We start from the raw sequence: 21,295 nt of genomic DNA, 5'->3' as shown, positions 1-21,295 counted from the left end.
CGCACGCGCCAAGGGGCGGCACGCGACGCCGACACGTCAGGACTGCCGACCGGTCACCTGACTGGCCAACCCCACCAACGCCGCCCGTACCGAATCGGGAAGCGGCACCGCCGCCAGCGCTCCCGTCGCGGCTTCCTTGCGAATTCTGATCATCTGTTCGATCCGGTCCCGCGCGCCGGTGACCTCGATGATCTCGCGCAGCTCGACCGCGCCGTCCGCGTCCAACTTCGGGTTGCCGAACAGCTCGCGCAGCCGAAGGGTCTGCGACCGGTCGGCGGCGCTGCGGGCCAGCGCCATCATCACCGTGGGCTTGCCCTCACGCAGGTCGTCCAGGATCGACTTGCCGGTGACCGCCGGATCACCGAAGACGCCCAACACGTCGTCGCGGAGCTGGAAGGCGTCCCCCAACGGATCACCGAACTCACCGAGAGCCGCGATCAGCTCCGGTCCCGCCCCGGCCAGCGCCGCGCCGATCTGCAACGGTCGGGTGACCGTGTACCGGGCGGCCTTCATCCGGATCACGGTGAGCGCGCTGGCCACCGAGCCGTCACCCACCCCGGAGACCAGGTCGAGGTACTCCCCCGCGATCACCTCGGTACGCATCAGCGCGAACACGGCGTAGCCCCGGTGCACCTGCTCGGTGTCCAGCCCGCACTCGTGGAACATCTGATCCGACCAGGCGGCGCAGAGGTCCCCGCAGAGCAGGGCGGTGTTGCGCCCGTACGCCTCGGGGTCGCCGCGCCACGACGAGCGGGCGTGCAGGTCGGCGAAGAGGCGGTGCACCGACGGTTCGCCCCGGCGGCGGTCGCTGCCGTCCAGGATGTCGTCGTGGATCAGCGCGAACGCGTGGAACAGCTCCAGCGCCGCCGCGGCCACCACGATCGGGCGGTCGTCGGCGGCCCCGGCAGCACGCCAGCCCCAGTAGCAGAACAGCGGACGCAGCCGCTTCCCGCCGGCCAGCACGAACCGTTGCAGGGCGGTGAACACCCCGCGCGGCGCTCCGTCGGGCCAGTCCGGGCCCTGCCGGTCGAGGAAGGCGGCCAGCTCCGCGTCGAAGCGCGCCCGCAGCCCGCTCGCGTCCGCCGGAGCGACGGTGGCCGTCACGATCCCACCCCGGACCGGCCACCGTCACCGTTGGCCAACCCGGCCAACTCCAGCAGCAGCGCCTTCACCTCGGTGGCCGCCACCCGGTCCCGGGCAGCGGACGGGTCGGAACAGAGCAGCACCGGGGCGTCCGCCGGGTCGCTGGGCAACCGCCCGTGTGAGCCGCGTACCGCCTGGGCGCCGGCGTCCAGGCCGACGGCGCTCATCAGGTAGCGCATGCCGAGCTTCTTGCGGGCCAGCGCCACCCCGGCACGTGCCTTCGCGGCGCCGGGGTTGGCCGGGTCGAAGAACAGCTCGGCGGGGTCGTACCCCGGCTTGCGGTGGATCTCGACCAGCCGGGCGAAGTCCGGCGCGCGGGCGTCGTCGAGCCAGTAGTAGTAGGTGAACCAGGAGTCCGGCTCGGCCACCAGCACCAGCTCGCCGGCGCGTGGGTGGTCCAGCCCGTACGCGGCCTTGCCGTCGGCGTCCAGCACCTCGGCCACCCCGGGCAGCCCGGCGCAGAGCTTCGCCACCGCCGGCACGTCGGCCGGATCCTTGACGTAGACGTGCGCGACCTGGTGGTCGGCGACCGCGAACGCTTTCGACGTCCACGGGTCGAGGTACTCCATGCCGGCCTGGGTGTGCACCCGCAGCAGCCCTTCGGCACGCAGCAGCCGGTTGACGTCCACCGGCCGGGACACGTCGGTGATGCCGTACTCCGAGAGCACCACCACTGTCGCGTCGCGGGCCCGCGCGGCGTCCAGCAGCGGGCCGAGCACCGCGTCCAGCTCGGCCGCCGCGGCGGCGGCCTGGGCCGACGAGGGGCCGAAGCGTTGCAGGTCGTAGTCCAGGTGGGGGACGTAGACCAGGGTCAAATCGGGTGACACGTCGGCCAGGATCTGCTCGGCCGCCCGGCAGATCCACCGCGACGACGGCAGCCCGGCGGTCGGCCCCCAGTAGGTGAACAGCGGGAAGGTGCCCAGCCGCCCGGTGAGCGCGTCGTGCAGCTCCGGCGGGTCGGTGTAGCAGTCCGGCTCCTTGCGGCCGTCGGCGTAGTACACCGGTCGTGGCGTGACGGTCCAGTTGACGTCCGCGCCCATGGCGTACCACCAGCAGACGTTGGCAACGGTGTAGCCCGGTTCGGCCCGACGCGCCGCCTGCCAGAGCTTGTCCCCGCCGACCAGCGCGTTGTGCTGGCGCCACAGGAACACCTCGCCCAGCTCCCGGAAGTACCACCCGTTGCCGACGATTCCGTGCCCGCTGGGCTGTTCGCCGGTGAGGAAGGTGGACTGCACCGAGCAGGTCACCGCCGGCAGCACGGTGCCCAGCTCGGCCCGGAAGCCGCCGTCGGCGACGCCGCGCAGCCGAGGCATGTGCGCCAGCAGTCGGGGGGTCAGCCCCACCACGTCGAGTACCACCAGTCGTCGGCTCATCGCGTCACTCCCGCGCTCACGGCGTGGTCCGGGGTCAGCCCGAGGCCGACCAGTTCGTCTCGGGCGAAGGCCAGCTCGGCGGCGATGCCGGCGGCCAGCTCCGCGTCGGTGCCGGGCCGCCGCGCGGCCGGTAGAACCCCCCAGGTGTACGTCTCGACGTCGAGGTGGTCGCACCCGGCGGCCGGCCCGCTGAAGAGCGCTCTCAGCGCGGCGCGCAGGACGGGCAGGGTCGAGCCGAGCGGTTCCTCCGGCGGGGCGTGCAGCGGCACGTGGTAGTGCACCCGCCACGGGCCGGGCAGCGCCCGGTCCAGCGCCTCGTCCAGGTCGTCGGCCGCGTACGCCGCATCGGCCGGGTCGGCCAGACCGGCGCAACCGGCGCTCCGGGTCTGGTGCAGGAAGCGCGGCTCCACCCAGCGGCGCAGCGCGTCCGCGCCGCCGGCCGGGTCGGCGGCCTCGACGGCTGCGGAGACCTGCACCTTCACCACGGGCAGTCCGGCCGTCCGCAGTCGTTCCAACGCCTCGGTCGGCTCCTCCCAGGCGCACGCCAGGTGGGCCAGGTCGAGGCAGACGCCCAACCGGTCGGTGTCGATGCCGTCCAACAGCGCGGCCGCCTGCCCGGTGCTCTCCACCACACAGCCGGGCTCCGGCTCGAAGGCGACCCGCACCTCGCGGCCGGTGTCGCGCTGCACGGCGGCCAGGCCGGCGGCGAGCTGGTCCAGCCGGCGTCGGGCGGCGCCGGCCCGCTCGGTGTCCCAGGGCCGCCGCCAGGCCAGTGGCAGGGTGGAGATCGAGCCCCGGGCCGCGTCGTCGGGCAGCAGGTCGGCGAGCACCCGGGCCAGATCCAGGGTGTACGTCAGCCGCTGCTCGGTGGTCCAGTCCGGGTGGTACACGTCCTGCTTCACGACGGGCGCCTGGAAGGCCGCGTACGGGAAGCCGTTGAGGGTGACCACCTCCAGCCCTCGCGCGTCCAGCTCGGCGCGCAGCCGCAGGCGCAGCGCCGGGTCGGCGGCCAGTTCGGCGGCGACCGGGGCGGCCAGCCACAGGCCGAGGCCGAGCAGGTCGCTGCCGAGCGCTTCACGCACCGGCACGGCGTAGGTGTCCAGTTGACCGAGGATGCCGGCGAGGTCCTCGGCGGGGTGCACGTTGGTGCAGTAGCCGAGATGGACGGTGTCGCCCCCGGCATGTCGCAGCCGCATCAGCTGCCGCCGCGCAGGATCGAGTTGCCGGTCTGCGGGTCCACGGCGGTGACGTCGAGGTCGCTCAGGTCGAGCCGACCGGACTGGCCGTAGAACTCCACGGGGTTGCGCCACAGCACCCGGTCGACGTCGTCGTCGCTGAACCCGGCGAGCAGCATCGCCTCGGCGGTGGCCCGGGTCAGCAGCGGATCGGAGCGACCCCAGTCGGCGGCCGAGTTGACCAGCATCCGTTCCGTGCCGTACTCGCGCAGCAACTCGACCATCCGCTGCGGCGTCATCTTCGTGTCCGGGTAGATGGAGAAACCCAGCCAGCAGCCGCTGTCCCGCACCAGCTTGACGGTCACCTCGTTGAGGTGGTCGACGACCACGCGACCCGCGTCGATGCCGGACTCGGCGACCACGGCGAGGGTGCGCTCGCAGCCGCGCGCCTTGTCCCGGTGCGGGGTGTGCACCAGCGCCGGCAGGTCGTACGCCACGGCGAGGGCGAGCTGCGCGGCGAACGCCTCGTCCTCCTCCGGGGTCATCGAGTCGTACCCGATCTCGCCGACCGCCACGACCGCGTCCTTGTCCAGGTAGCGGGGCAGCAGGTCGAGCACCGGGCGGCAGCGCGGGTCGTTGGCCTCCTTGGGGTTGAGCGCGATCGTGGCGTGGTGCCGCACCCCGAACTGCCCGGCTCGAAAGGGCTCCCAGCCGATGAGCGAGTCGAAGTAGTCGATGAACGAGGCGACGCTGGTGCGCGGCTGGCCCAGCCAGAACGCCGGCTCCACCACCGCGCGGACCCCGGCGGCGGCCATCCGTTCGTAGTCGTCGGTGGTGCGTGAGGTCATGTGGATGTGGGGGTCGAAGATGCGCATTCACGCCTCCCGGGGCAGTGCGGCGGTGAGCCGGTCGAGCAGGTCGGTGGCGTCGGCGGGCATCTCCCGGCCGGCGGCGTGCCGCTCGGCGGTGAGCGCGGCCAGCATCGCGGCCAACTCCCCGTCGGCGCGGGTCTCCAGGTCGGCGACCACGGCCAACGGCACGCCGCTGAACACGCACTTGAGCACCGCCTGCCGCCAGGCGGCCGGGTCGAGGTGCCGGGCGTACGGGCCGAGGGCGGCGGCGATCAGCCGGGTGTCGTTGGTCCGGATCGCGTCGTGCAGCAGCGGCACCCCGTCGGCGCCGATCGGCAGCAGCGGCAGGGCCCGCAGCACGGCCCGCCGCTCGGCCGCGTCACCGTGCTGGTAGAGGCTCTCGACGTACGAGGCGTGCTCGCCCGGCAGGGCGGTGAGCAGCAGCACCCGGGCCGCGTCGTCGGCGGTCCAGCCGGGGGCGTCGGGCAAGGCGGCCCGCCCGCAACGCCGGCCGACGGCGGGAAAGAGCCGGGCGATCGCGGTGGGCTCGGCCGCGACCTGGCGCAGCGCCTCGTCCAGCCAATCGGGATCGGGTACGCCCCGCAGCGCGGCCCGTAGTGAATCCGGTGTCATCCCGTCTCCTCCCCTTGTGCTGCTGCGCCGCTCCGCGGGTGCCCGAGCGCGTCCTTTGCTCTGCTTCACTCCACGCGACGGTTGGTGTCCGGATCTGTTGCGTCCGTTGAAGCAGAGCAAAGGGCGTCGGCGGGTACCTCTTGTCGCCGGCGGTCACCGATTGTCGAGGTGGCCGCCGCGGCGCGCAGGAAATCAATGGACCGGGCGGCCACGTCCGGTGCGGCGTGCGAGTCGCGGGGCAACTCGACGGCGACCAGCCCGCGGTAGCCGGCCTCGGCAAGGGCCGCCAGCACCGGCGGGAAGTCGATTTCACCGGTGCCGAACTCCAGGTGCTCGTGCACGCCCCGGCGCATGTCGTCGATCTGCACGTTGACCAGGTGGTCGGCCACCTCGGCGACGCACTGCGGCACCGGCCACGGCTCCAGGCACCGGCAGTGACCGATGTCGAGGGTGATGCCGAAGCGGGTCGGAGCGTCGAGCGCCGCGTGCAGTCGACGCCAGTCGGTGATGCTCTCGACCAGCATGCCCGGCTCCGGCTCGAAGCCGAGGGTGACGCCCGCGCTGTCGGCGGCGTCGACCACGCTGGCGCAGCCGGCGACCAGCCGGTCCCAGGCGCACTGCGGCGACACCGTCTCGGGCCGCACACCGGCCCAGAACGAGACCGCCTCCGCTCCCAGGTCAGCGCCGATCCGCACCGCTCGGCGAAGGAACTCGATCCGCCGGGTGGGGTCGTCGTGCAGCAGCGTCGGTGCGTGCTTGTGCCACGGGTCGAGCAGATAGCGGGCCCCGGTCTCGATCACCACCCCCAGACCCAGCGCGTCCAGCCGCCGGGCGACCGCCGCGATCCGGCGGGTGAGCCCGGGTGCGAACGGGTCCAAATGGTCGTGGTCCAGGGTGAGCGCCACGCCGTCGTAGCCGAGGTCGGCGAGGACGGCGAGCGCGTCGTCGAGCCGGTGGTTGGCGAAGCCGTTCGTGCCGTACCCGAGGCGCAGCGCCGTCGCGTCGGCGCTCGGCGGCAGGACCGTCCCGTTGCCGGACTGCGCGGGTCGAGGCCGAGCGGTGTCGGGCTGCGCGGGTCGAGGCCGAGCGGTGTCGGGCTGCGCGGTGTCGGGCTGCGCGGTGTCGGGCGGAGCAGTTTCGGACTGCGCGGGTCGGGGCCGGGGCACGGTCATGTCGGGGAGACCTTCCGGGCCAGCCGACGACCCAGCGGCGCCGCCGCCGCGACGGCCAGCCCGAGCAGGCCGGCGCCGCCGCGTGCGGTCAGCGCCCCCTGCAGGGCGGGCAGGCCGGTGATCCCCGCGCCGACCGCCGCGCGGACCTTCCCGGCCGAGGGATCCCGGACGACCTGGGCCTGAGCCGCGCCGTAGCGGGCGGCGTACCACCCGGCCAGCAGCGCGGGCAGCGCGACGGCGAACCCGGCCGACCGGGCCCGGCCCGCGCCCACGACGGCCCGCCCGTCGGCCCCGGCAGCCCCGCCAGCTTCGGCGCCGGGGACAACAGCGCCACGGGCGCCGGGAACGGCAGCCCCACGGGCGCCGGGAACGGCAGCCCCACGGGCGCCGGGAACGGCAGCCCCACGGGCGCCGGGAACGGCAGCCCCACGGGCGCCGGGAACGGCAGCCCCACGGGCGCCGGGAACGGCAGCCCCACGGGCGCCGGGAACGGCGACGGCGGCGCTGGCGGCGACCAGGGCGGTGCCCGCCAGTGTGCGCATCGGCAGAGCCGCGTCCGTGCCGGTGACCTCGCGCCGGGACAGGGTGGTGACCGTCCAGGTGTGGGCCGCCACGGTCGCCGCCGAGGGGAGCGCCCGCCACAGGTGGCCGCCGGATGCGCCCAGCAGCACGTCCAGCCCTCGGCAGGCGGCCATCACGGCGGGGCCGGCGGCGGTGTTCTTGGCCAGCAGGTCGTACCCCCAGATGCTGGCGGCCAGTGGCACCGCGAGCGCGGCCGCGCGGCGACCGCCCACGGCGGCGGCCAGGCCCACGCCGGCGGCGGTGAGGCCGGCCGCGAGGCCCAACGCGGCGCTCGGGGTGACTCGGCCGCTGGGGATCGGCCGCTCGGGGCGTTCGACGGCGTCCAACTCCCGGTCGGCCCAGTCGTTGGCGGCCATGCCGGCCCAGTAGAGCAGCACCGACGCGCCGGCGAGGGCAGGGGTACGCGGGCTCAACGCGCCGGCGGCCGCCGCGCCGGCGACCACGTCACCGGGGACCGAGAGCGCGGCCGGCGCCCGGACCAGCTCGGCCACGTCAGCCAGCGTGGTCATGGCCACCGTCCAGGCCGGCGTGCAACCGCTGGGTGAAGTCGGTCAGCCGGGCCCACTGCTCGGCCAGCGAGTGGGTGGGCGCGCCGAGCGGATCCTTGAAGAAGAAGCCCAGGTCGACCAGCGGCCCCACGTGCCCGGCGGCGTGCGCGGCGGCGGTGAGCCGGGCCAGGTCGAGCACCAGCGGCGCGGCCAGCGCGGAGTCGCAGCCGTGCCAGGTGAACTCCATCCGCATTCCGGTGCCGAGGAAGCCGGCGAACGTGATCAGATCCCAGGCGGTCTTGAAGTCGCCCAGCTCCTCGACGTACTCGATGCGGGTGTTGCCCTGCGGGACGTAGCCCAGCGTCTCGCCGAGCACGCGTTGCTTGCTCTGCACCTTGGCCGCGTTGGCGGCCGGGTCGGCGAGGGTGGCGCCGTCGCCGCCGCCGAGCAGGTTCATCCCGGACCAGGAGCGCACGGCGAGGTTGCGCATTGCGAACATCGGCGCGAGAACCGACTTGATCAGGGTCTCGCCGGTCTTGCCGTCGTGCCCGGCGTACGGCAGGCGTAGCTCTTCGGCCAGCGCGGCCAGCGCCGGCAGCCGCAGCCCGGTGGACGGGGTGAAGTCGACGTACGGGCAGTCGGCCAGCAGCGCCGCGTACGCGTACAGGGAACTGGGCGGCAGCACCTCGTCCGGACCGGCGAGGGCGGCCCGCAGCGCGGCTGGATCGGCGTGCCCGGGGTGCGGTCGAGGCGCGGGTTCGGTGGCGGAGACGTTGACCACGACCACGCGGTCCAGCCGGTTGCGCGCACGGAAGGCTTTGAGGTCACCCACGAGGGTCGCGACCCGGTCGGCCTGGGTGGCGCCGAGCGGGGCCGGACGCAGTTCCTGCTCGACGGCGGCCAGCTCGTCGGGGAGCGCGGCGACCAGCCGACCGGGTATCACACCGGTGTCGGCCAGGGCCTCGGCGCGCTTGCTCAACGGGGTGGTGGCCACGTCGTGGCCACCGAAGACCAGATCCGCGAAGGACGGGAGGGCGGGACCGCGCAGATCCGGCAACTCGGTGACGCAGCCGGTCGGCCCGGCCAGGCCGGCCCGCAGCGCGAGCCCTCCGACGATGCTGGTGGTCGCGACCGAACCGCGCGCTCCTACCAGCCAGACACCCGTTCGCATGGTGCTCCTTCCCGTCCAGGAGGAACCGTCGGTGTAATTAAATATAGGAATATCAGAATATTTTTCAAAAAGCTACGACTTTGGCGGATGGGCCCCGCCCGCCCGACCCGTACCGGAACGACACCGGATCCGGCGTCGGCGTCGGCGGCGACGACGACGGACCGGTTTCCGGTACGGGTGCGGGCAGACGGGGCTGGCAGGCAGGGTCGGTCGGCGTCTCGACCCTGCCTCCCCCGCCCGGCCGGCCGGGGCGTTGGCGTGCCCCGACCGGACGTCTCAGGTTGCCGTGCCCACCGGATCGTCGACCAAGGTGCGGCCCGCCGTAGGGCGGCGTACCGAGGCGGGACGAGTGGGGGCAGCGGCGGGCGGTGTCATCGGGTCCTCCGGATTGCCGGGGGTGGTGGCGGTCCTCCGGTGCGGCCGGGGAATCCCGGTCCGGTCGCACCGGACGACCGTCCTGCTCGTGCGCCACCGGGCCACGCGGCCCGGCTGCACACTCTCCGGAGCCGACCTCGTCCCGACCGCGGGGCGCAAACCGCGGCCGGTCCCTCGCCGGTCGGCTCCGGAAAGCCGGTCGGGCGACGGCGGCGCGAACACCGCCGTCGCGGATGGTCAGGGGGTCAGACGGCCACCGCGGTCAGCGCCGGTTCCACGTCGGTCCAGGAGGAACCGACGTCCGCCGAACGGGTCACCGCGTCCAGCACGAGCTGGACCTGCAACGCGTCGGCGAAGGAGGGCGCCGGGTCGGTGCCGGTGGCGATCGCCTCGATGAGATCGCGCATCTGGTGGGTGAAGGAGTGCTCGTAGCCGATGATGTGGCCGGGCGGCCACCACGCCGACATGTACGGGTGGTCGCTCTCGGTCACCAGGATCCGGCTGAAGCCCTGTTCCAGGGTAGGCCGGGTGGCGTCGTAGAACTCCAACTCGTTGAGCCGCTCCAGGTCGAAGACCACGCTGCCCAGCGAGCCGTTGATCTCGACTCGGAGGGCGTTCTTGCGGCCCGTGGCGAAACGGCTCGCCTCGTACGTCGCCAGGGCGCCGCCGTCGAGCCGGGCCACGAAGATCGCGGCGTCGTCGACGGTGACCGGCCCGGTGGGCGCCGAGCCGCCATCCACAGTGGCCGCCAGACCGCTCGACTCGGCCGGCAGTGGCCGCTCCTTGACGAACGTCTCGGTGACGGCGCTGACGCCGGTGATCCGCTGGCCGACGACGAACTGCGTCAGGTCGATGATGTGCGCACCGATGTCACCGAGCGCGCCGGAGCCCGCCCTGTCCTTCTGCAACCGCCAGACCAGCGGGAACTGCGGATCCACGATCCAGTCCTGCAGGTACGTCGCTCGGACGTGCCGGATCACCCCGAGTCGTCCGTCGGCGACCATCTGGCGCATCATCGTGACCGCGGGAACCCGGCGGTAGTTGAACCCGCACATCGAGCGCACCCCGGAGGCGCGGGCGGTGTCCGCCGCGGCGGTCATCGCCCGTGCCTCCGCCACTGTGTTGGCCAGCGGCTTCTCGCACAGGACGTGCTTGCCGGCGGCCAGTGCGGCGAGGGCGATCTCGGCGTGACTGTCGCCGGGTGTGCAGATGTCAACCACGTCGATCTCGTCGGAGTTGATCACGTCGCGCCAGTCCGTCGTGTGCGCGTCCCAGCCGAGCCGGTCGGCGGCCTCGGCCACCTTCGCTGTGTCGCGGCCGCAGATCAGCGCCATCCTGGCTCGTGCCGGCAGGTCGTACACGCGGTTCACGGTGCGCCACGCCTGCGAGTGCGCGGCGCCCATGAACGCGTAACCGACCATGCCGATCCGCAGTTCTTTGTCTGTCGTGGACAAGGTGGGTCTCCCCCCGGTATGTCAGAACCCGAGCTTGTCGTAGCTGCTCGCGTTCTCCTTGGTGATCGTCTCGGAGGCGAGGGTCACTTCCTTGGGCACCTGCAGCTCCGTCAGGTCGCCCAGGCCCCGACCCTGCGCGATGAGCCGCGCCAGCGAGACCGCCGAGGACGCCATCGACGGGTTGTAGGTCACCGTCGCCTTCAGCACCGAGTTATCGGCCTTGATCGCGTCGATCGCGAGCTTGGAGCCGGCACCGCCAACCATGAAGAACTCCGACCGGTTGGCCTGCTTGATGGCCGCGAGCACACCGATGCCCTGGTCGTCGTCGTGGTTCCAGATCGCGTCGATCTTCGGCAACGCCTGGAGGAGCTGGGCCGCCTCGCGCTGGCCGCTGTCCGAGGTGAACTCGGCCGAACGACGGTTGGTGACCTTGAACCCGTACGTCGCCAGGGCCGCCTTGAAGCCCTCGCTGCGCTCGACGGTCAGCGGGATCTCCAGACCGGCGATCTCACCGATGACCGGGTTGGCGACGCCCTTGTCCTTGAGCTGCTTGCCGATGAAGTGCCCGGCCGAGACGCCCATGCCGTAGTTGTCACCCTTGATCACCAGCCGGGAGGCCAGCGCGTCGGGGAACGCCCGGTCGAGGTTGACGATCGGGATGCCGGCCTGCATGGCCTGGAGGGCAACGGCGTTGACCTCCTTGCCGTCGTGCGGCAGCACGACGATGATGTCCGGCTTCTGGGCGATCAGGGTGCCGAGCGTGGAGCGCTGGGCCTCCGAGTTCGACCCGCCGTCGACCTCCTTGAACTCCACGTCCGAGTACGCCGCGGCCTGGGCCTTGGCGTTGGCGTGGATGGCGCCCATCCAGCCGTGGTCGGCTGCCGGGGCGGAGAAGCCGATGACGACCTTCTTGCCCGGGGCGTTGTTGCCCTCGGCGTTTCCGGCGGCCTTGGTCTGGGTGCTGGCGGCCGGGGTCTCGTTACTGGTGCAGGCGGTCAGCAGGGTGGCGGCGCCGACCGCGGCTCCACCGAAGAGCAACCGGCGGCGCGACAGGTCGCGACTGTTCTGGGTCATGAACGACCTCCTGGGAGCGGTTTTCACATGGGTGAGGGTGTGCAAGGTCCGGCCACCGTCGAAGATCTCGACGTCGCCTGGACAACGGTGCGGTGCGTCAGGTTGCGGTGGTGACCCTGTTCCGCGCGAGGAGCCGAGTGACGGACTTGAACTGGAACTGCTGGATCAGGACGGCGGCGACGATGATGCCGCCCTTGACCATGTTCTGCGCCTCGATGGAGAGGCCGTTGATGGCGAAGAGGTTCGTGATCGTGGCGAAGATGATGACGCCCAGCAGCGAGCCGACGATCGTGCCGCGCCCCCCGCTCAGCAGCGTCCCGCCGATGATCGCCGCGGCGATCGCGTCCAGCTCGTACAGGTTGGCCATCGCCGCCTGCGCCGAGGTGGCCTGCGAGGTGAGCATGATGGCGGCGATGCCGCAGCACAGACCGGAGAGCGCGTAGAGCAGCATGGTGTGCCGGCGCACGTTGATGCCGGCCAGCCGGGCCGCCTCCGGGTTACCGCCCACGGCGACCGTCCGCCGGCCGAAGGTCGTCCGGTTGAGCAGGACCCACCCGGCCACCACCACCGCGCCGAGGATGTAGACGAGGATCGGGATGCCGATCACCTTGCGGGCGGCGATGTCGTTGATGAACGTGCTGCTCGACACCTGCGTCTGCTTGTTGGAGATCGACGCCGCCAGGCCGCGCGCGGCCACCAGCATCGCGAGGGTCGCGATGAAGGGCACCAACTTGCCGTACGAGATGAGGACGCCGTTGACCAGGCCGACGCAGATGCCGACCACGAGGGCCGTGAAGATCATGCCGCCGGCGCCGTAGCTCTGGGTGGCCACCGTGGTGCACCAGACCCCGGCCAGCGCGACGATCGCTCCGACCGACAGGTCGATGCCACCGCCGATGATCACGAAGGTCATGCCGACCGTGACCACGCCGACGACCGAGGCGAGCTGGAGGATCGCCAGCACGTTGTTCCAGACCCAGGTGGGGTCGCCGTACAGCTCGGGCTTGGTGACCGCGCCGACCACGATGAGCGCGGCCAGCACGCCGATCAGACCGAGGTTGCGCTTCGCGCCGTCGCCGCCGTCGCCCCGCCACCAGGAGAGCTTGCCGGTGGATGCCGCCCTGTCGCTGGTCGCTGCCGTCTCCGCGGGGGCCACCGGCGGCGACTGCGCCGGAAGCTGTGGGCGTTCCGGTGTCGCGGTGGGTGTGGGAGTCGCGTCGCTCATGCCGGTGCGCCTTCCATCAAGGACCCCGCCATCACGAGGTCAAGCACAGTGTTCTCGTCGAGTTCGCCGGCCGGGGCTTCGCGGACGACCCGGCCCTCCCGCATCACCAGCACCCGGTCGGCCAGGCCCAGCACCTCGGGTACCTCGCTGGAGACCAGCAGCACGCCGACGCCCTGCGCGGCCAGTGATCGGATGACCTGGTACAGCTCGGCCCGGGCGCCCACGTCCACACCCCGGGTGGGCTCGTCGAGGAGCAGCAGCTTGGTGCCGCCGAGCAACCACCGGCCGACCACCACCTTCTGCTGGTTGCCGCCGGACAGGGTGCGTACCGGCCGGTCGACGTCCCGGGGCCGCAGTTCCAGGGTCTCGGCGATCCGGTCCGCCTCGGCGCGTTCCGCCGCCGCGTTGGTGAAGCCGAGCCGCGCGTACCGGCCGAAGGTGGCGAGCGTGACGTTGCGGTAGATCGGCTCGCCGAGCAGCAGCGCCTGGCTCTTGCGCTCCTCCGGGGCCATGCCCATGCCGGCCCGCACCGCCGCCCCGACGCCGGGGCGCAGCACCTTGCCGTCCATCCGCACCGTGCCAGCCTCCGCCAGCCGGGCACCGTAGATCGTCTCCAGCAGCTCGGACCGGCCGGAGCCGACCAGGCCGGCGATGCCGACGATCTCCCCGGCCCGCACGTTCAGCGAGACGTTGGCGAACTCGCCGGTGCGGGTCAACCCGTCCACCTGGAGCAGGTCGGCGCCGGCGGTGTCGTCGGCCGGCCGGTCCGGGAAGACGTACTCGATGGTCCGGCCGGTCATCCGGCTGACCAGGTCGCGGGTCGGGGTGTCGCGTGCCGGCAGGTTCGCCGCCGTGGTCCGGCCGTCCTTGAGTACGGTGACCCGGTCGCCGATCTCGCGGATCTCCTCCAGACGGTGGGAGATGTAGATGACGGCGATGCCCTGCGCGGTCAGCTCGCGGATGATCCGGAACAGGTTGCCGACCTCGTCGTGCGCCAGCACCGCGCTCGGCTCGTCCATGATGATCAGTCGGGCCTCGTGCGACAGCGCCCGGGCCATGCTGACGATCTGCTTGCCGGCCGCCGGCAGGGAGCGGACCATCCGCCCGGGCGGGATCTCGCCGTGACCCAGCCGGCTGAGGATCTGCCGGGTGTGCCGGGCCATCCGGCCGCGCCGGACGAAGCCGAGGCTGCGGTACTCGTGCCCGAGGAACGCGTTCTCCGCGACCGAGAGGTCTTCGACGAGGTCGAGTTCCTGGTAGATGGTGGCGATGCCGGCCTTCATGGCGGCCTGCGGGTTGGCGAAGGTGACCGGTTCGCCGCGCCACTGGACGAGCCCGGAATCCGGTTGGTGCACTCCGGCCAGCACCTTGATGAGGGTGGACTTGCCGGCACCGTTCTGCCCCAGCAGGCAGTGCACCTCTCCGGCGCGTACCTCGAGCTGCACACCGTCAAGGGCGCGTACGCCGGGGAAGGTCTTGACCACGTCGGTGAGGCGCAGGACCACCTCGCCCGCGACGGTGTCGGGCGGAGCTTCGACCAGCGGCGCGTCGGCGTCGGCCGACCCGGTGGTGGCGGTCTCGTCGGACAGGGCCACGGTCTCCTCCTCGCTCATGATGCTTCCCCGAAGGCGACGTCGCTGGCGAGCACTGCCGCACCGGCGACGCCGGCCCGACCACCCAGTTCGGACAGCACGACGGGCAGGTTGCCGGTGGCCAGCGGCAGCGACCGGCGGTAGACCACGCTGCGGATCTCGGCGAGCAGGATGTGCCCGAGCTGGGCCAGCCCACCACCGATCACGATCATCGACGGGTTGGTGAAGCTCACCAGGCCGGCGAGGACTCCGCCGACCCGCCGCCCGCCGTCGCGGATCAACTGGATACAGGTCACGTCGCCCTCGACCGCGCCCTCGGCGACGTCCAGAGCGGTTACCGCGCCGCGCAGGACCAACCGCTCGGCCAGTGCCGGCGACGCCCCGCTGCGGGCGGCGGCGGTCGCGTCCTTGGCCAACGCGGCGCCGCTGAACAACGCCTCTAGACATCCGACGTTCCCGCACGAGCACATCGGCCCGTGCGCGTCGACCTGGATGTGGCCGATGTCCCCGGCGCAGCCGTCGGTGCCGCGGTAGACGTCGCCGGTCAGGTAGATGCCGCAGCCGATGCCGGTGCCGATCTTCACGAAGAGGAAGTCGTCCACCGAGTGGGCGACCCCGCCGTGACGCTCACCGATCGCCATGATGTTGACGTCGTTGTCGACCACCGCCGGGCAGCCGTGCTCCCGGCTGAGCAGCTCGCGGACCGGAAACCGGTCCCAGCCCGGCATGATCGGCGGCGAGACCGGGACGCCGTCGCGGAAGCTGACCGGGCCGGGAACACCGATGCCCACCGCGTCCAACCGCTCGTACGCCCCGTCGACCCGGGCCTTGTGCAGCAGCTCGTTGACCCGTTGCAGGGTCACTTTCGGTCCATTGCGGATTTCGGCCGGCTCGGCGTAATGGGCCACCGGTTCGAGCCGGCCGTTGACCACCTCGACGTCCATCGAGCTGGCGCCCAGGTCGACGGCCGCGAAGCGCAGTTTCGGGTTCAGCTCGACCAGGGTGGAGCGACGCCCGCCCCGGGAGGCGGCGAGCCCGGCCTCGGCGACGTAACCCAGGGCGACCAGCCGGTCCAGCTCGGCCAGCAGGCGTGGGCGGGGCATCTGGAGGCGGTCGCCCAACTCGGCCCGGGACACGGCCCCCTCGTCGCGGAGCAACCGCAACAATCGGACGTGCAGGGGCTCGGCGGTCCGCACCGGGGAGTTCACCTCTTCATCGAACTCGTTCACGTCGACGCAACGTCGAGGTGTTGTGTCCGACACAGTAGGAGCGTTCCGCACCGCCTGTCCAGAGCTTCAACCGTTCCGGTGGCAACTTTTGTCCGTAAGAGCAAAAGTTAATAGTGGATCAAGAAAAGGGCCTGCGGAAACTAACCGGGGGCGGGAGCGCCTCGCGCTCCCACCCCCGGGTGGTGATGGACATCACACGTCTGATCGAGGCGTGCTGGGACGATGTCGGGCCGTGAGCCCGCAAGCAGGTGCAGAACCAGGTCGGGGCGCTGCGGCTGCGGGAGCGGCTGCTGTGCGATCAGGTCAGCGCTTGGCAGCCGAATTCCGCTTCTTCCTGAGCTTGCGGTCGTCGCGCAGTTCGAGGTACGGCTCGTCGTCGACGGAGTGGCCGGCCGAGATGGCCCGGCCGCGCTCCAACTCCGCGTCGAACTCGGCGCCCAACAGGATCGCGAGGTTGCTCAGCCAGAGCCAGACCAGAAAGATGATCACGCCGGCCAGCGCTCCGTACGTCTTGTTGTACGAGCCGAAGTTGCTCACGTAAAGCGCGAAGAGACCGGAGATCACCAGCCAGATCACCACGGCGAGCACCCCACCCGGGCTGACCCAGCGGAACCCGCCGTGCCGGGCGTTCGGCGAGGCCCAGTAGAGGATCGCGAACATCAGGCTGACCAGGAGCAGCAGCATCGGCCACTTGGCGACGTCCCAGACCGTGACGGCCGTCGAGCCGAGGCCGACGGCGTTCCCGACCAGTTCGGCGAGGCGGCCGGTGAAGACCACGATCACCGCGCAGGCCAGCAGGAGCACGCCGATCACCGCCGTGACGCCGACCCGGATCGGCAGCGTCTTCCAGATCGGCCGACCCTCCGGCACGTCGTAGATCGTGTTCGAGGCGCGCATGAACGCGGCGATGTAGCCCGACGCGGACCAGAACGCGGCCAGCAGACCGATGATCGCCGCGACGCTGGCCAGCCCTCCGCTGCCCTGCGCCTGGTTGATCGCATCCTCGATGATCTTCTGGATGCTCTCGTTGGGCACCGCCTGGTTGACGGTGTCCTTGACGCCCTCGGTGGTGCTGGTGCCCAGCAGGCCGAGGATGGAGATCAGCACCAGCAGCCCCGGGAAGATGGACAGCACCCCGTAGTAGGTAAGCGCCGCCGCCCAGTCGGTCAGGCTGTCGTCCTGGAACTCGGTGACCGTGCGGCGCAGCGCGGCCTTCCAGCCGCTGCCGGGCAGATCGGTGGGGCTGTCCGGCCCGGCGTCGGGCCCGACCGGCTCGCTGTGCTCACGGTGGGCGGACGTCTCGTCGGCGGCCATCGCCCCTCCTCTTCCTCGCCGGTGTCGCCCCCAGGACATGCCCCGCGAACAGCGGCGGATAACCCCTACGGGTAGAGCAACCTGCCCATCCGGCGCGACGCCACCAGCAGGCCGACCGCCAGCATCGCCAGCAGGTAGAGCACGTCGAGCAGCCAGAGCCAACCCCCGGTGCCCAGCGCTACGCCACGGATCAGGTGCACGGCCCGGTACAGCGGGGTGACCTCGATCAGCCAGTGCAGCAGGGTCGGGTACGCCTGTGCCGGCACGAAGGTGCCGGAGAAGAGGAACAGGGTGAACTGTGCGGACCCCACCAGGTCGAAATCCTGCCAGCTGCGCATGACGGTGGAGATCGCCATGCCGAGCGCCCCGAACGCGAACCCGACCAGCACCGCGGCGGGCAGCGCGGTGAGCGCGTGGACGACGCTGGTCAGATCCAACGCGACCATCACCCCGAGGAACGCGGCCGAGTAGGCGCTGCCCCGCAACATCGCCCAGCTCAGCTCACCGAGGGCGATCTCGAACGGTCGGACGGGGGTGGCGATCATCCCGTCGTACAGCTTCATGTACTTCATCTTGCCGAAGAAGTTGAAGGTGGTCTCGGAGAGCGCCCCGGTCATCGCGGAGGCGGCCAGCATCGCCGGAGCCACGAACGCGGCGTACGACACCAGCCGCCCGTCGGGCAGCGGCAGGTCACCGACCAGCGTCCCGACACCCACGCCGATGGAGAGCAGGTAGAGCAGCGGCTCCACGAAACCGGAGAGCAGCAGCAGCCAGTAGACCGACTTCAGCGCGGCGAGATTGCGCTCGACCACCGACCCCGACCGCCGGGAGGCGGCGGAGACGTCGACCAGCCGGGGCAGCACCAGCGTGACCACGAGATCTCCCTAGACGACGAGCTTGCGGCGGAAGGCGCGCAGCGCCAGCAGCCAACCGACGGCCGCCCAGGCAGCCAGGTAGAGCAGGTGCCCGTCGACCGACCACTGTGGGGCGACACCGAGCGTCGCCGCACGACAGAGATCGACGGCGTGCCACAGCGGAGTCGCGTACGCCAGCCAGCGCAGCGCCTCCGGCAACGACTCGACCGGGAAGAACACGCCGGCGAACAGCGTCATCGGGATGACCGCGAACCGGAACAGCATCGCCAACCAACTGTCGCTGGACACCACCGCGGCGTACGCGAACGTCGGCGTGGCCCCGGCCAGCGCGAGCAGCGCCACCACCGGCAGGGTGGCCAGCGCCCACGGCGACCGCAACGCCCCGAACAACCCGGTGACCAGCAGAAAGGCCGCGATCGTCGTGAGCACCCGGAACAGCACGAAGGCCAGGTGCCCGGCCAGGATGTCGCCCACCCGCAGCGGCGACGCCGTCTGCGCGAAGTAGGTCTTGACCCACTGGAAGTTACTGAACACCGGCCACGTCGAGTCGCCCACGGTCACCTGGAGCGCCGTCGAGGCGATCAGCCCGGGGACCAGCCAGTCGAGATAGCGCACCCCGCCGACGCCCTGGTCGATGTACGCACCGACGCCCAGCCCGAAGCCGAGCACGGTGAGCACCGGCAGCAGGAACGACGAGAACACCCCGGCCCGCCAGGTGCGACGAAGACCCACCAGGTAGTGCTCGAACACCGCGTACGCCGGCACCCAGGGCAACCGCGTCCGCTGCGCCACACTCACCATGACCACCTCCGTCCCCGACCTTCCTACCCCCGGGGTACGACAGGCCGCCGGTCACCCTACGGCGACCCCGTCGACGTGTCGCCCGGGTTTCCGCCCGGTCGCGCGCCACGCTCGCGATCCCCCGGCGGCCTGCCGACGCGATGATCCACTCCAGATCGGCGATATCGCGGCATCCCATCGCCCGGACACCGCCGTATCGCCGATCTGGAGTCGATCACATCGCCCGAGCGGCGTCGGACCCGACGAACGAGCGCCACGCGTCGGGCGTGAAGACGAGCGCCGGGCCACCCGGATCCTTCGAATCACGTACGGCCACCAGCCCCGCAAGGTTGTCGGCCACCTCTACGCAGTTGCCGCCATCCGGACCGCTGCGGGTGCTCTTGCGCCACCGGGCGCCGGTCAGCTCCATGTCTCCGCCACTTCCGCCATCAGATCGAGGGACTGCCTGTGCGATAGTGCCTCACCGCGGATCGACTCCCACACCTCGACCATCTGCCGGACGTAGTCGGCCCGGTCAATGACCTGCCCATGGCGCTGGCCGGCGAGGTAGACAAGATCCTCTCCCCGCGGCGAGGTAGCGATGACGAAGGGGCCGCCGAGCCCAACGTAAGCACCCACAGTCGTCGGCACCACCTGGATTCGGACCCTGGGAAATGCCGAACCCAGCTTCACGAGGTGCTGAATCTGCTCGCGCATCACGCCCGGTCCTCCGACGGTACGGCGCAGCACGTGCTCGTCGATCACCGCCGTGAGCAGCGGAGGTCGGTCGCGGGTGAGCAGTCCCTGACGGTCCAGCCGGGTTGCCACCTGCTGCTCGATCTCGTCGGGCGCGAACAACCCGCCGCCGGTCAGTAGCGCACGGGCGTACCCCTCGGTCTGCAACAGACCTGGCACACACAGCGGCTCGAACGAGCGCAGCGCGGTCGTCTCCTGTTCGACGCCGGCCCAGTCGCGGAACCACGGCACCACGGCCTCGCGGCTGATCCGCCGCTGGATGCGCTCGAAGCGCCCGTCGGCCGTGAACACGGCGTCGCACCGGCGCGCGAAGTCCAGGCTCGGCCGGCGCTCGGAGGTCTCCACCTTGGCGACCAGTGCCCCGGAATAGCTCAGCGCCTCCGCCAGCGTCGCCTGGGACATGCCACTGGCTGCCCGGGCCAGCCGTAGCTCCTCCGCGAAGTGCTCCAGCATGGACGAACTTTCCACGGACAGCCTCCGTACATCCTCGTACCGTGCCGGGCCGGTCACCGTACGCGCTGGTCGTCGGTGCGCGGAACCTCCCACGGTAGTCGCATCCTCAGCAGACTGTCACACAGCGGGACCGCTCACGGGATCGGACGGCGGGCGGAACCAGGCCGGGGGCGCCCGACGGACGCCTGAAGGGCGCCCCTTCCGACCCGACGGAGGCTGCACGGTGCGACTTCGGAACGTCCGCCCGGATGCGGACCGCTGGTCGGCTCGGGACCGGGGCGGGAACTGATGCCCCGCTACCGGCCGCACGTGGCGGCCCGCCCGTCCTGGCGTTGCCGGGTCTGCGGCGTCGCCTGGCCGTGCTCGGCAGCTCGTCTGGCGCTGCTCGGCGAGTACCGCGAGAACCGGACCGGTCTGCTCGTCTACCTGGCCGCGCTGCGGGAGGAGGCGGACGCGGACCTCGGGCGTCAGGTCACGCCCGACCGGCTGACCGACCGCTTTCTCACCTGGGCTCGAGCCCGAGCGCGGTGATCGTTGGCGGCTCAGCGGGTCGACACGCCGGCCCGGTTGCTGCTGAGCTGCCACCGATCGGCCGGCGACCCGATCGTGGTGGCGCGGCCCGTCAATCGACCAGGGTGCGGCCGGTCAGGTGCAGGAAGACGTCCTCCAGGCCGCTGCGCCGCACCAGGACGTTGGCCGGATTGAGCCCCAGCGCGCCGACCTCGGCGACCGCCGCGTCGCCGTCGGGCACGTAGAGCAGGACCCGGTCGGGTAGCACCTCGACCCGCTCCCCCACACCGTCGAGCTTGCCGGCGAACGGCTCCTGCGACTCGGCCACGAAGCGCAGCTCGACCACCTCGCGGGTGGAGTGCTCCTCGATCAGCGCCCGGGGTGAACCCTCGGCGACGATCCGCCCGCCGTCCATCACCACCAGCCGGTCGCAGAGCTGCTCGGCCTCATCCATGTAGTGCGTGGTGAGCACCAGCGTCACGCCCTGCTGCTTGAGCCGGAACAATCGCTCCCACACCAGGTGCCGCGCCTGCGGGTCGAGCCCGGTGGTCGGCTCGTCGAGCAGCACGATCTCCGGGTCGTTGACCAGGGCGCGGGCGATGGTCAACCGGCGCTTCATCCCACCGGAGAGCGGCTCGACCTTACTGTCGGCCCGCTCGGTGAGCTGGACGAAGTCGAGCAGCTCGGCGGCCCGTTCCCGGGCGGCCCGCCGCGAGATGCCGAAGTAGCGGGCGTACACCGTGAGGTTTTCCCGGACGGTCAGCTCCGGGTCGAGGTTGTCCATCTGCGGGCACACGCCGAGCCGGGCCCGGATCGCCGGCCCGTCACGGACCGGATCCAGGTCGAGGATGCGCAGCTCACCGCCGCTCGGCGGGGAGATGCAGCCGACCATCCGCATGGTGGAGGACTTGCCGGCGCCGTTGGGCCCGAGGAAGCCGAACGCCTCACCCGAGCGCACCTCGACGTCGATGCCGTCGACGGCGGTGAAGTCGCCGAACCGCTTCACCAGCCCACGAGCCTGAATCAGTGGTCGCCCCGAAGTCACCGCCCGACCCTAACCGCCGGGTCCG

At 71.8% G+C, this 21,295-nt stretch carries 20 protein-coding genes; 1 reads left to right on the top strand and 19 read right to left on the bottom strand.

Annotation, left to right across the window (positions count from 1 at the left end):
• Positions 1-36: 36 nt before the first annotated feature.
• The 18 genes from OG505_RS00680 to OG505_RS00595 all read right to left on the bottom strand — a co-directional run bounded on the left by OG505_RS00680 (position 37) and on the right by OG505_RS00595 (position 19,715).
• A complete protein-coding gene (locus tag OG505_RS00680; protein ID WP_405430228.1) occupies positions 37-1,104 on the bottom strand; it encodes a polyprenyl synthetase family protein in 1,068 nt (355 codons plus the stop codon).
• Complete coding sequence (locus tag OG505_RS00675; protein ID WP_405430227.1) at positions 1,101-2,516, bottom strand: alkaline phosphatase family protein; 1,416 nt, start codon at positions 2,514-2,516, stop codon at positions 1,101-1,103. The genes OG505_RS00680 and OG505_RS00675 overlap by 4 nt, the downstream gene beginning before the upstream one ends.
• Positions 2,513-3,712, bottom strand: a complete 1,200-nt coding sequence (gene eboE / locus OG505_RS00670; RefSeq protein WP_405430226.1) for a metabolite traffic protein EboE — start codon at positions 3,710-3,712, stop codon at positions 2,513-2,515. Before eboE ends, OG505_RS00675 begins: the two co-directional genes overlap by 4 nt.
• Positions 3,712-4,566, bottom strand: a complete 855-nt coding sequence (locus OG505_RS00665; protein WP_405430225.1) for a TatD family hydrolase — start codon at positions 4,564-4,566, stop codon at positions 3,712-3,714. Before OG505_RS00665 ends, eboE begins: the two co-directional genes overlap by 1 nt.
• Complete coding sequence (locus OG505_RS00660) at positions 4,567-5,175, bottom strand: EboA domain-containing protein (RefSeq protein WP_405430223.1); 609 nt, start codon at positions 5,173-5,175, stop codon at positions 4,567-4,569. It lies immediately after the preceding gene.
• A gap of 65 nt (positions 5,176-5,240) precedes the next feature.
• Positions 5,241-6,194: a sugar phosphate isomerase/epimerase family protein gene (locus OG505_RS00655; protein ID WP_405434317.1), complete on the bottom strand. Its 954-nt coding sequence runs from the start codon at positions 6,192-6,194 to the stop codon at positions 5,241-5,243.
• Positions 6,195-6,343: 149 nt separating this feature from the next.
• Positions 6,344-7,438, bottom strand: coding sequence for an SCO3242 family prenyltransferase (locus OG505_RS00650; protein ID WP_405430222.1), 1,095 nt, complete (start codon positions 7,436-7,438; stop codon positions 6,344-6,346).
• Positions 7,422-8,588 (bottom strand): inositol-3-phosphate synthase, encoded by a 1,167-nt coding sequence (locus OG505_RS00645; RefSeq protein WP_405430220.1) that lies wholly within the window; start codon positions 8,586-8,588, stop codon positions 7,422-7,424. The genes OG505_RS00650 and OG505_RS00645 overlap by 17 nt, the downstream gene beginning before the upstream one ends.
• A gap of 620 nt (positions 8,589-9,208) precedes the next feature.
• On the bottom strand, positions 9,209-10,384 hold the full coding sequence (locus tag OG505_RS00640; protein ID WP_405434316.1) for a Gfo/Idh/MocA family protein: 1,176 nt from the start codon (positions 10,382-10,384) through the stop codon (positions 9,209-9,211).
• Between the two features lie 54 nt (positions 10,385-10,438).
• Positions 10,439-11,491 carry a substrate-binding domain-containing protein gene (locus OG505_RS00635; RefSeq protein ID WP_405430219.1) on the bottom strand — a complete coding sequence of 351 codons (1,053 nt, stop codon included), beginning with the start codon at positions 11,489-11,491 and terminating at the stop codon, positions 10,439-10,441.
• 97 nt (positions 11,492-11,588) lie between these two features.
• Positions 11,589-12,716: an ABC transporter permease gene (locus OG505_RS00630; protein WP_405430217.1), complete on the bottom strand. Its 1,128-nt coding sequence runs from the start codon at positions 12,714-12,716 to the stop codon at positions 11,589-11,591.
• The gene (locus tag OG505_RS00625) at positions 12,713-14,329 is read right to left on the bottom strand and encodes a sugar ABC transporter ATP-binding protein (protein ID WP_405430216.1); all 1,617 of its coding nucleotides are present in this window, start codon (positions 14,327-14,329) and stop codon (positions 12,713-12,715) included. The genes OG505_RS00630 and OG505_RS00625 overlap by 4 nt, the downstream gene beginning before the upstream one ends.
• Positions 14,326-15,504: an ROK family protein gene (locus OG505_RS00620; RefSeq protein WP_405434315.1), complete on the bottom strand. Its 1,179-nt coding sequence runs from the start codon at positions 15,502-15,504 to the stop codon at positions 14,326-14,328. Before OG505_RS00620 ends, OG505_RS00625 begins: the two co-directional genes overlap by 4 nt.
• A 336-nt stretch (positions 15,505-15,840) precedes the next feature.
• Positions 15,841-16,851, bottom strand: a complete 1,011-nt coding sequence (locus OG505_RS00615) for a YihY/virulence factor BrkB family protein (RefSeq protein ID WP_405430214.1) — start codon at positions 16,849-16,851, stop codon at positions 15,841-15,843.
• 65 nt (positions 16,852-16,916) lie between these two features.
• Positions 16,917-17,726 carry an ABC transporter permease gene (locus tag OG505_RS00610; protein ID WP_405430213.1) on the bottom strand — a complete coding sequence of 270 codons (810 nt, stop codon included), beginning with the start codon at positions 17,724-17,726 and terminating at the stop codon, positions 16,917-16,919.
• Positions 17,727-17,735: 9 nt separating this feature from the next.
• Positions 17,736-18,527 (bottom strand): ABC transporter permease, encoded by a 792-nt coding sequence (locus OG505_RS00605; RefSeq protein ID WP_405430212.1) that lies wholly within the window; start codon positions 18,525-18,527, stop codon positions 17,736-17,738.
• 214 nt (positions 18,528-18,741) lie between these two features.
• Positions 18,742-18,936, bottom strand: coding sequence for a DUF397 domain-containing protein (locus tag OG505_RS00600; RefSeq protein WP_405430211.1), 195 nt, complete (start codon positions 18,934-18,936; stop codon positions 18,742-18,744).
• Positions 18,927-19,715: a Scr1 family TA system antitoxin-like transcriptional regulator gene (locus OG505_RS00595; protein WP_405430209.1), complete on the bottom strand. Its 789-nt coding sequence runs from the start codon at positions 19,713-19,715 to the stop codon at positions 18,927-18,929. The genes OG505_RS00600 and OG505_RS00595 overlap by 10 nt, the downstream gene beginning before the upstream one ends.
• Positions 19,716-20,003: 288 nt before the next feature.
• On the opposite strand from OG505_RS00595, the gene OG505_RS00590 reads away from it, so the two are divergent.
• Positions 20,004-20,246, top strand: a complete 243-nt coding sequence (locus tag OG505_RS00590) for a flavin reductase (protein WP_405430207.1) — start codon at positions 20,004-20,006, stop codon at positions 20,244-20,246.
• A 91-nt stretch (positions 20,247-20,337) separates the two neighbouring features.
• Here the strand turns inward: OG505_RS00590 and OG505_RS00585 are convergent, their stop codons facing one another.
• Entirely contained in the window at positions 20,338-21,270 is a 933-nt protein-coding gene (locus OG505_RS00585) for an ABC transporter ATP-binding protein (protein ID WP_405430206.1), read from the bottom strand.
• Between the last annotated feature and the right edge of the window lie 25 nt (positions 21,271-21,295).

The organism is Micromonospora sp. NBC_00617, assembly GCF_045161355.1.
Taxonomy (GTDB): Bacteria; Actinomycetota; Actinomycetes; order Mycobacteriales; family Micromonosporaceae; genus Micromonospora.
This window is presented reverse-complemented; position numbering and strand designations above follow the sequence as displayed.

Excerpts from the sequence above, each read along its gene's own strand:
- OG505_RS00675 (WP_405430227.1), bottom strand. The coding sequence starts at position 2,516 with ATGAGCCGACGACTGGTGGTACTCGACGTGGTGGGGCTGACCCCCCGA.
- eboE (WP_405430226.1), bottom strand. The coding sequence starts at position 3,712 with ATGCGGCTGCGACATGCCGGGGGCGACACCGTCCATCTCGGCTACTGC.
- OG505_RS00665 (WP_405430225.1), bottom strand. The coding sequence starts at position 4,566 with ATGCGCATCTTCGACCCCCACATCCACATGACCTCACGCACCACCGAC.
- OG505_RS00660 (WP_405430223.1), bottom strand. The coding sequence starts at position 5,175 with ATGACACCGGATTCACTACGGGCCGCGCTGCGGGGCGTACCCGATCCC.
- OG505_RS00650 (WP_405430222.1), bottom strand. The coding sequence starts at position 7,438 with ATGACCACGCTGGCTGACGTGGCCGAGCTGGTCCGGGCGCCGGCCGCG.
- OG505_RS00645 (WP_405430220.1), bottom strand. The coding sequence starts at position 8,588 with ATGCGAACGGGTGTCTGGCTGGTAGGAGCGCGCGGTTCGGTCGCGACC.
- OG505_RS00640 (WP_405434316.1), bottom strand. The coding sequence starts at position 10,384 with ATGGTCGGTTACGCGTTCATGGGCGCCGCGCACTCGCAGGCGTGGCGC.
- OG505_RS00635 (WP_405430219.1), bottom strand. The coding sequence starts at position 11,491 with ATGACCCAGAACAGTCGCGACCTGTCGCGCCGCCGGTTGCTCTTCGGT.
- OG505_RS00630 (WP_405430217.1), bottom strand. The coding sequence starts at position 12,716 with ATGAGCGACGCGACTCCCACACCCACCGCGACACCGGAACGCCCACAG.
- OG505_RS00625 (WP_405430216.1), bottom strand. The coding sequence starts at position 14,329 with ATGAGCGAGGAGGAGACCGTGGCCCTGTCCGACGAGACCGCCACCACC.
- OG505_RS00615 (WP_405430214.1), bottom strand. The coding sequence starts at position 16,851 with ATGGCCGCCGACGAGACGTCCGCCCACCGTGAGCACAGCGAGCCGGTC.
- OG505_RS00605 (WP_405430212.1), bottom strand. The coding sequence starts at position 18,527 with ATGGTGAGTGTGGCGCAGCGGACGCGGTTGCCCTGGGTGCCGGCGTAC.
- OG505_RS00600 (WP_405430211.1), bottom strand. The coding sequence starts at position 18,936 with ATGGAGCTGACCGGCGCCCGGTGGCGCAAGAGCACCCGCAGCGGTCCG.
- OG505_RS00595 (WP_405430209.1), bottom strand. The coding sequence starts at position 19,715 with ATGCTGGAGCACTTCGCGGAGGAGCTACGGCTGGCCCGGGCAGCCAGT.
- OG505_RS00590 (WP_405430207.1), top strand. The coding sequence starts at position 20,004 with ATGCCCCGCTACCGGCCGCACGTGGCGGCCCGCCCGTCCTGGCGTTGC.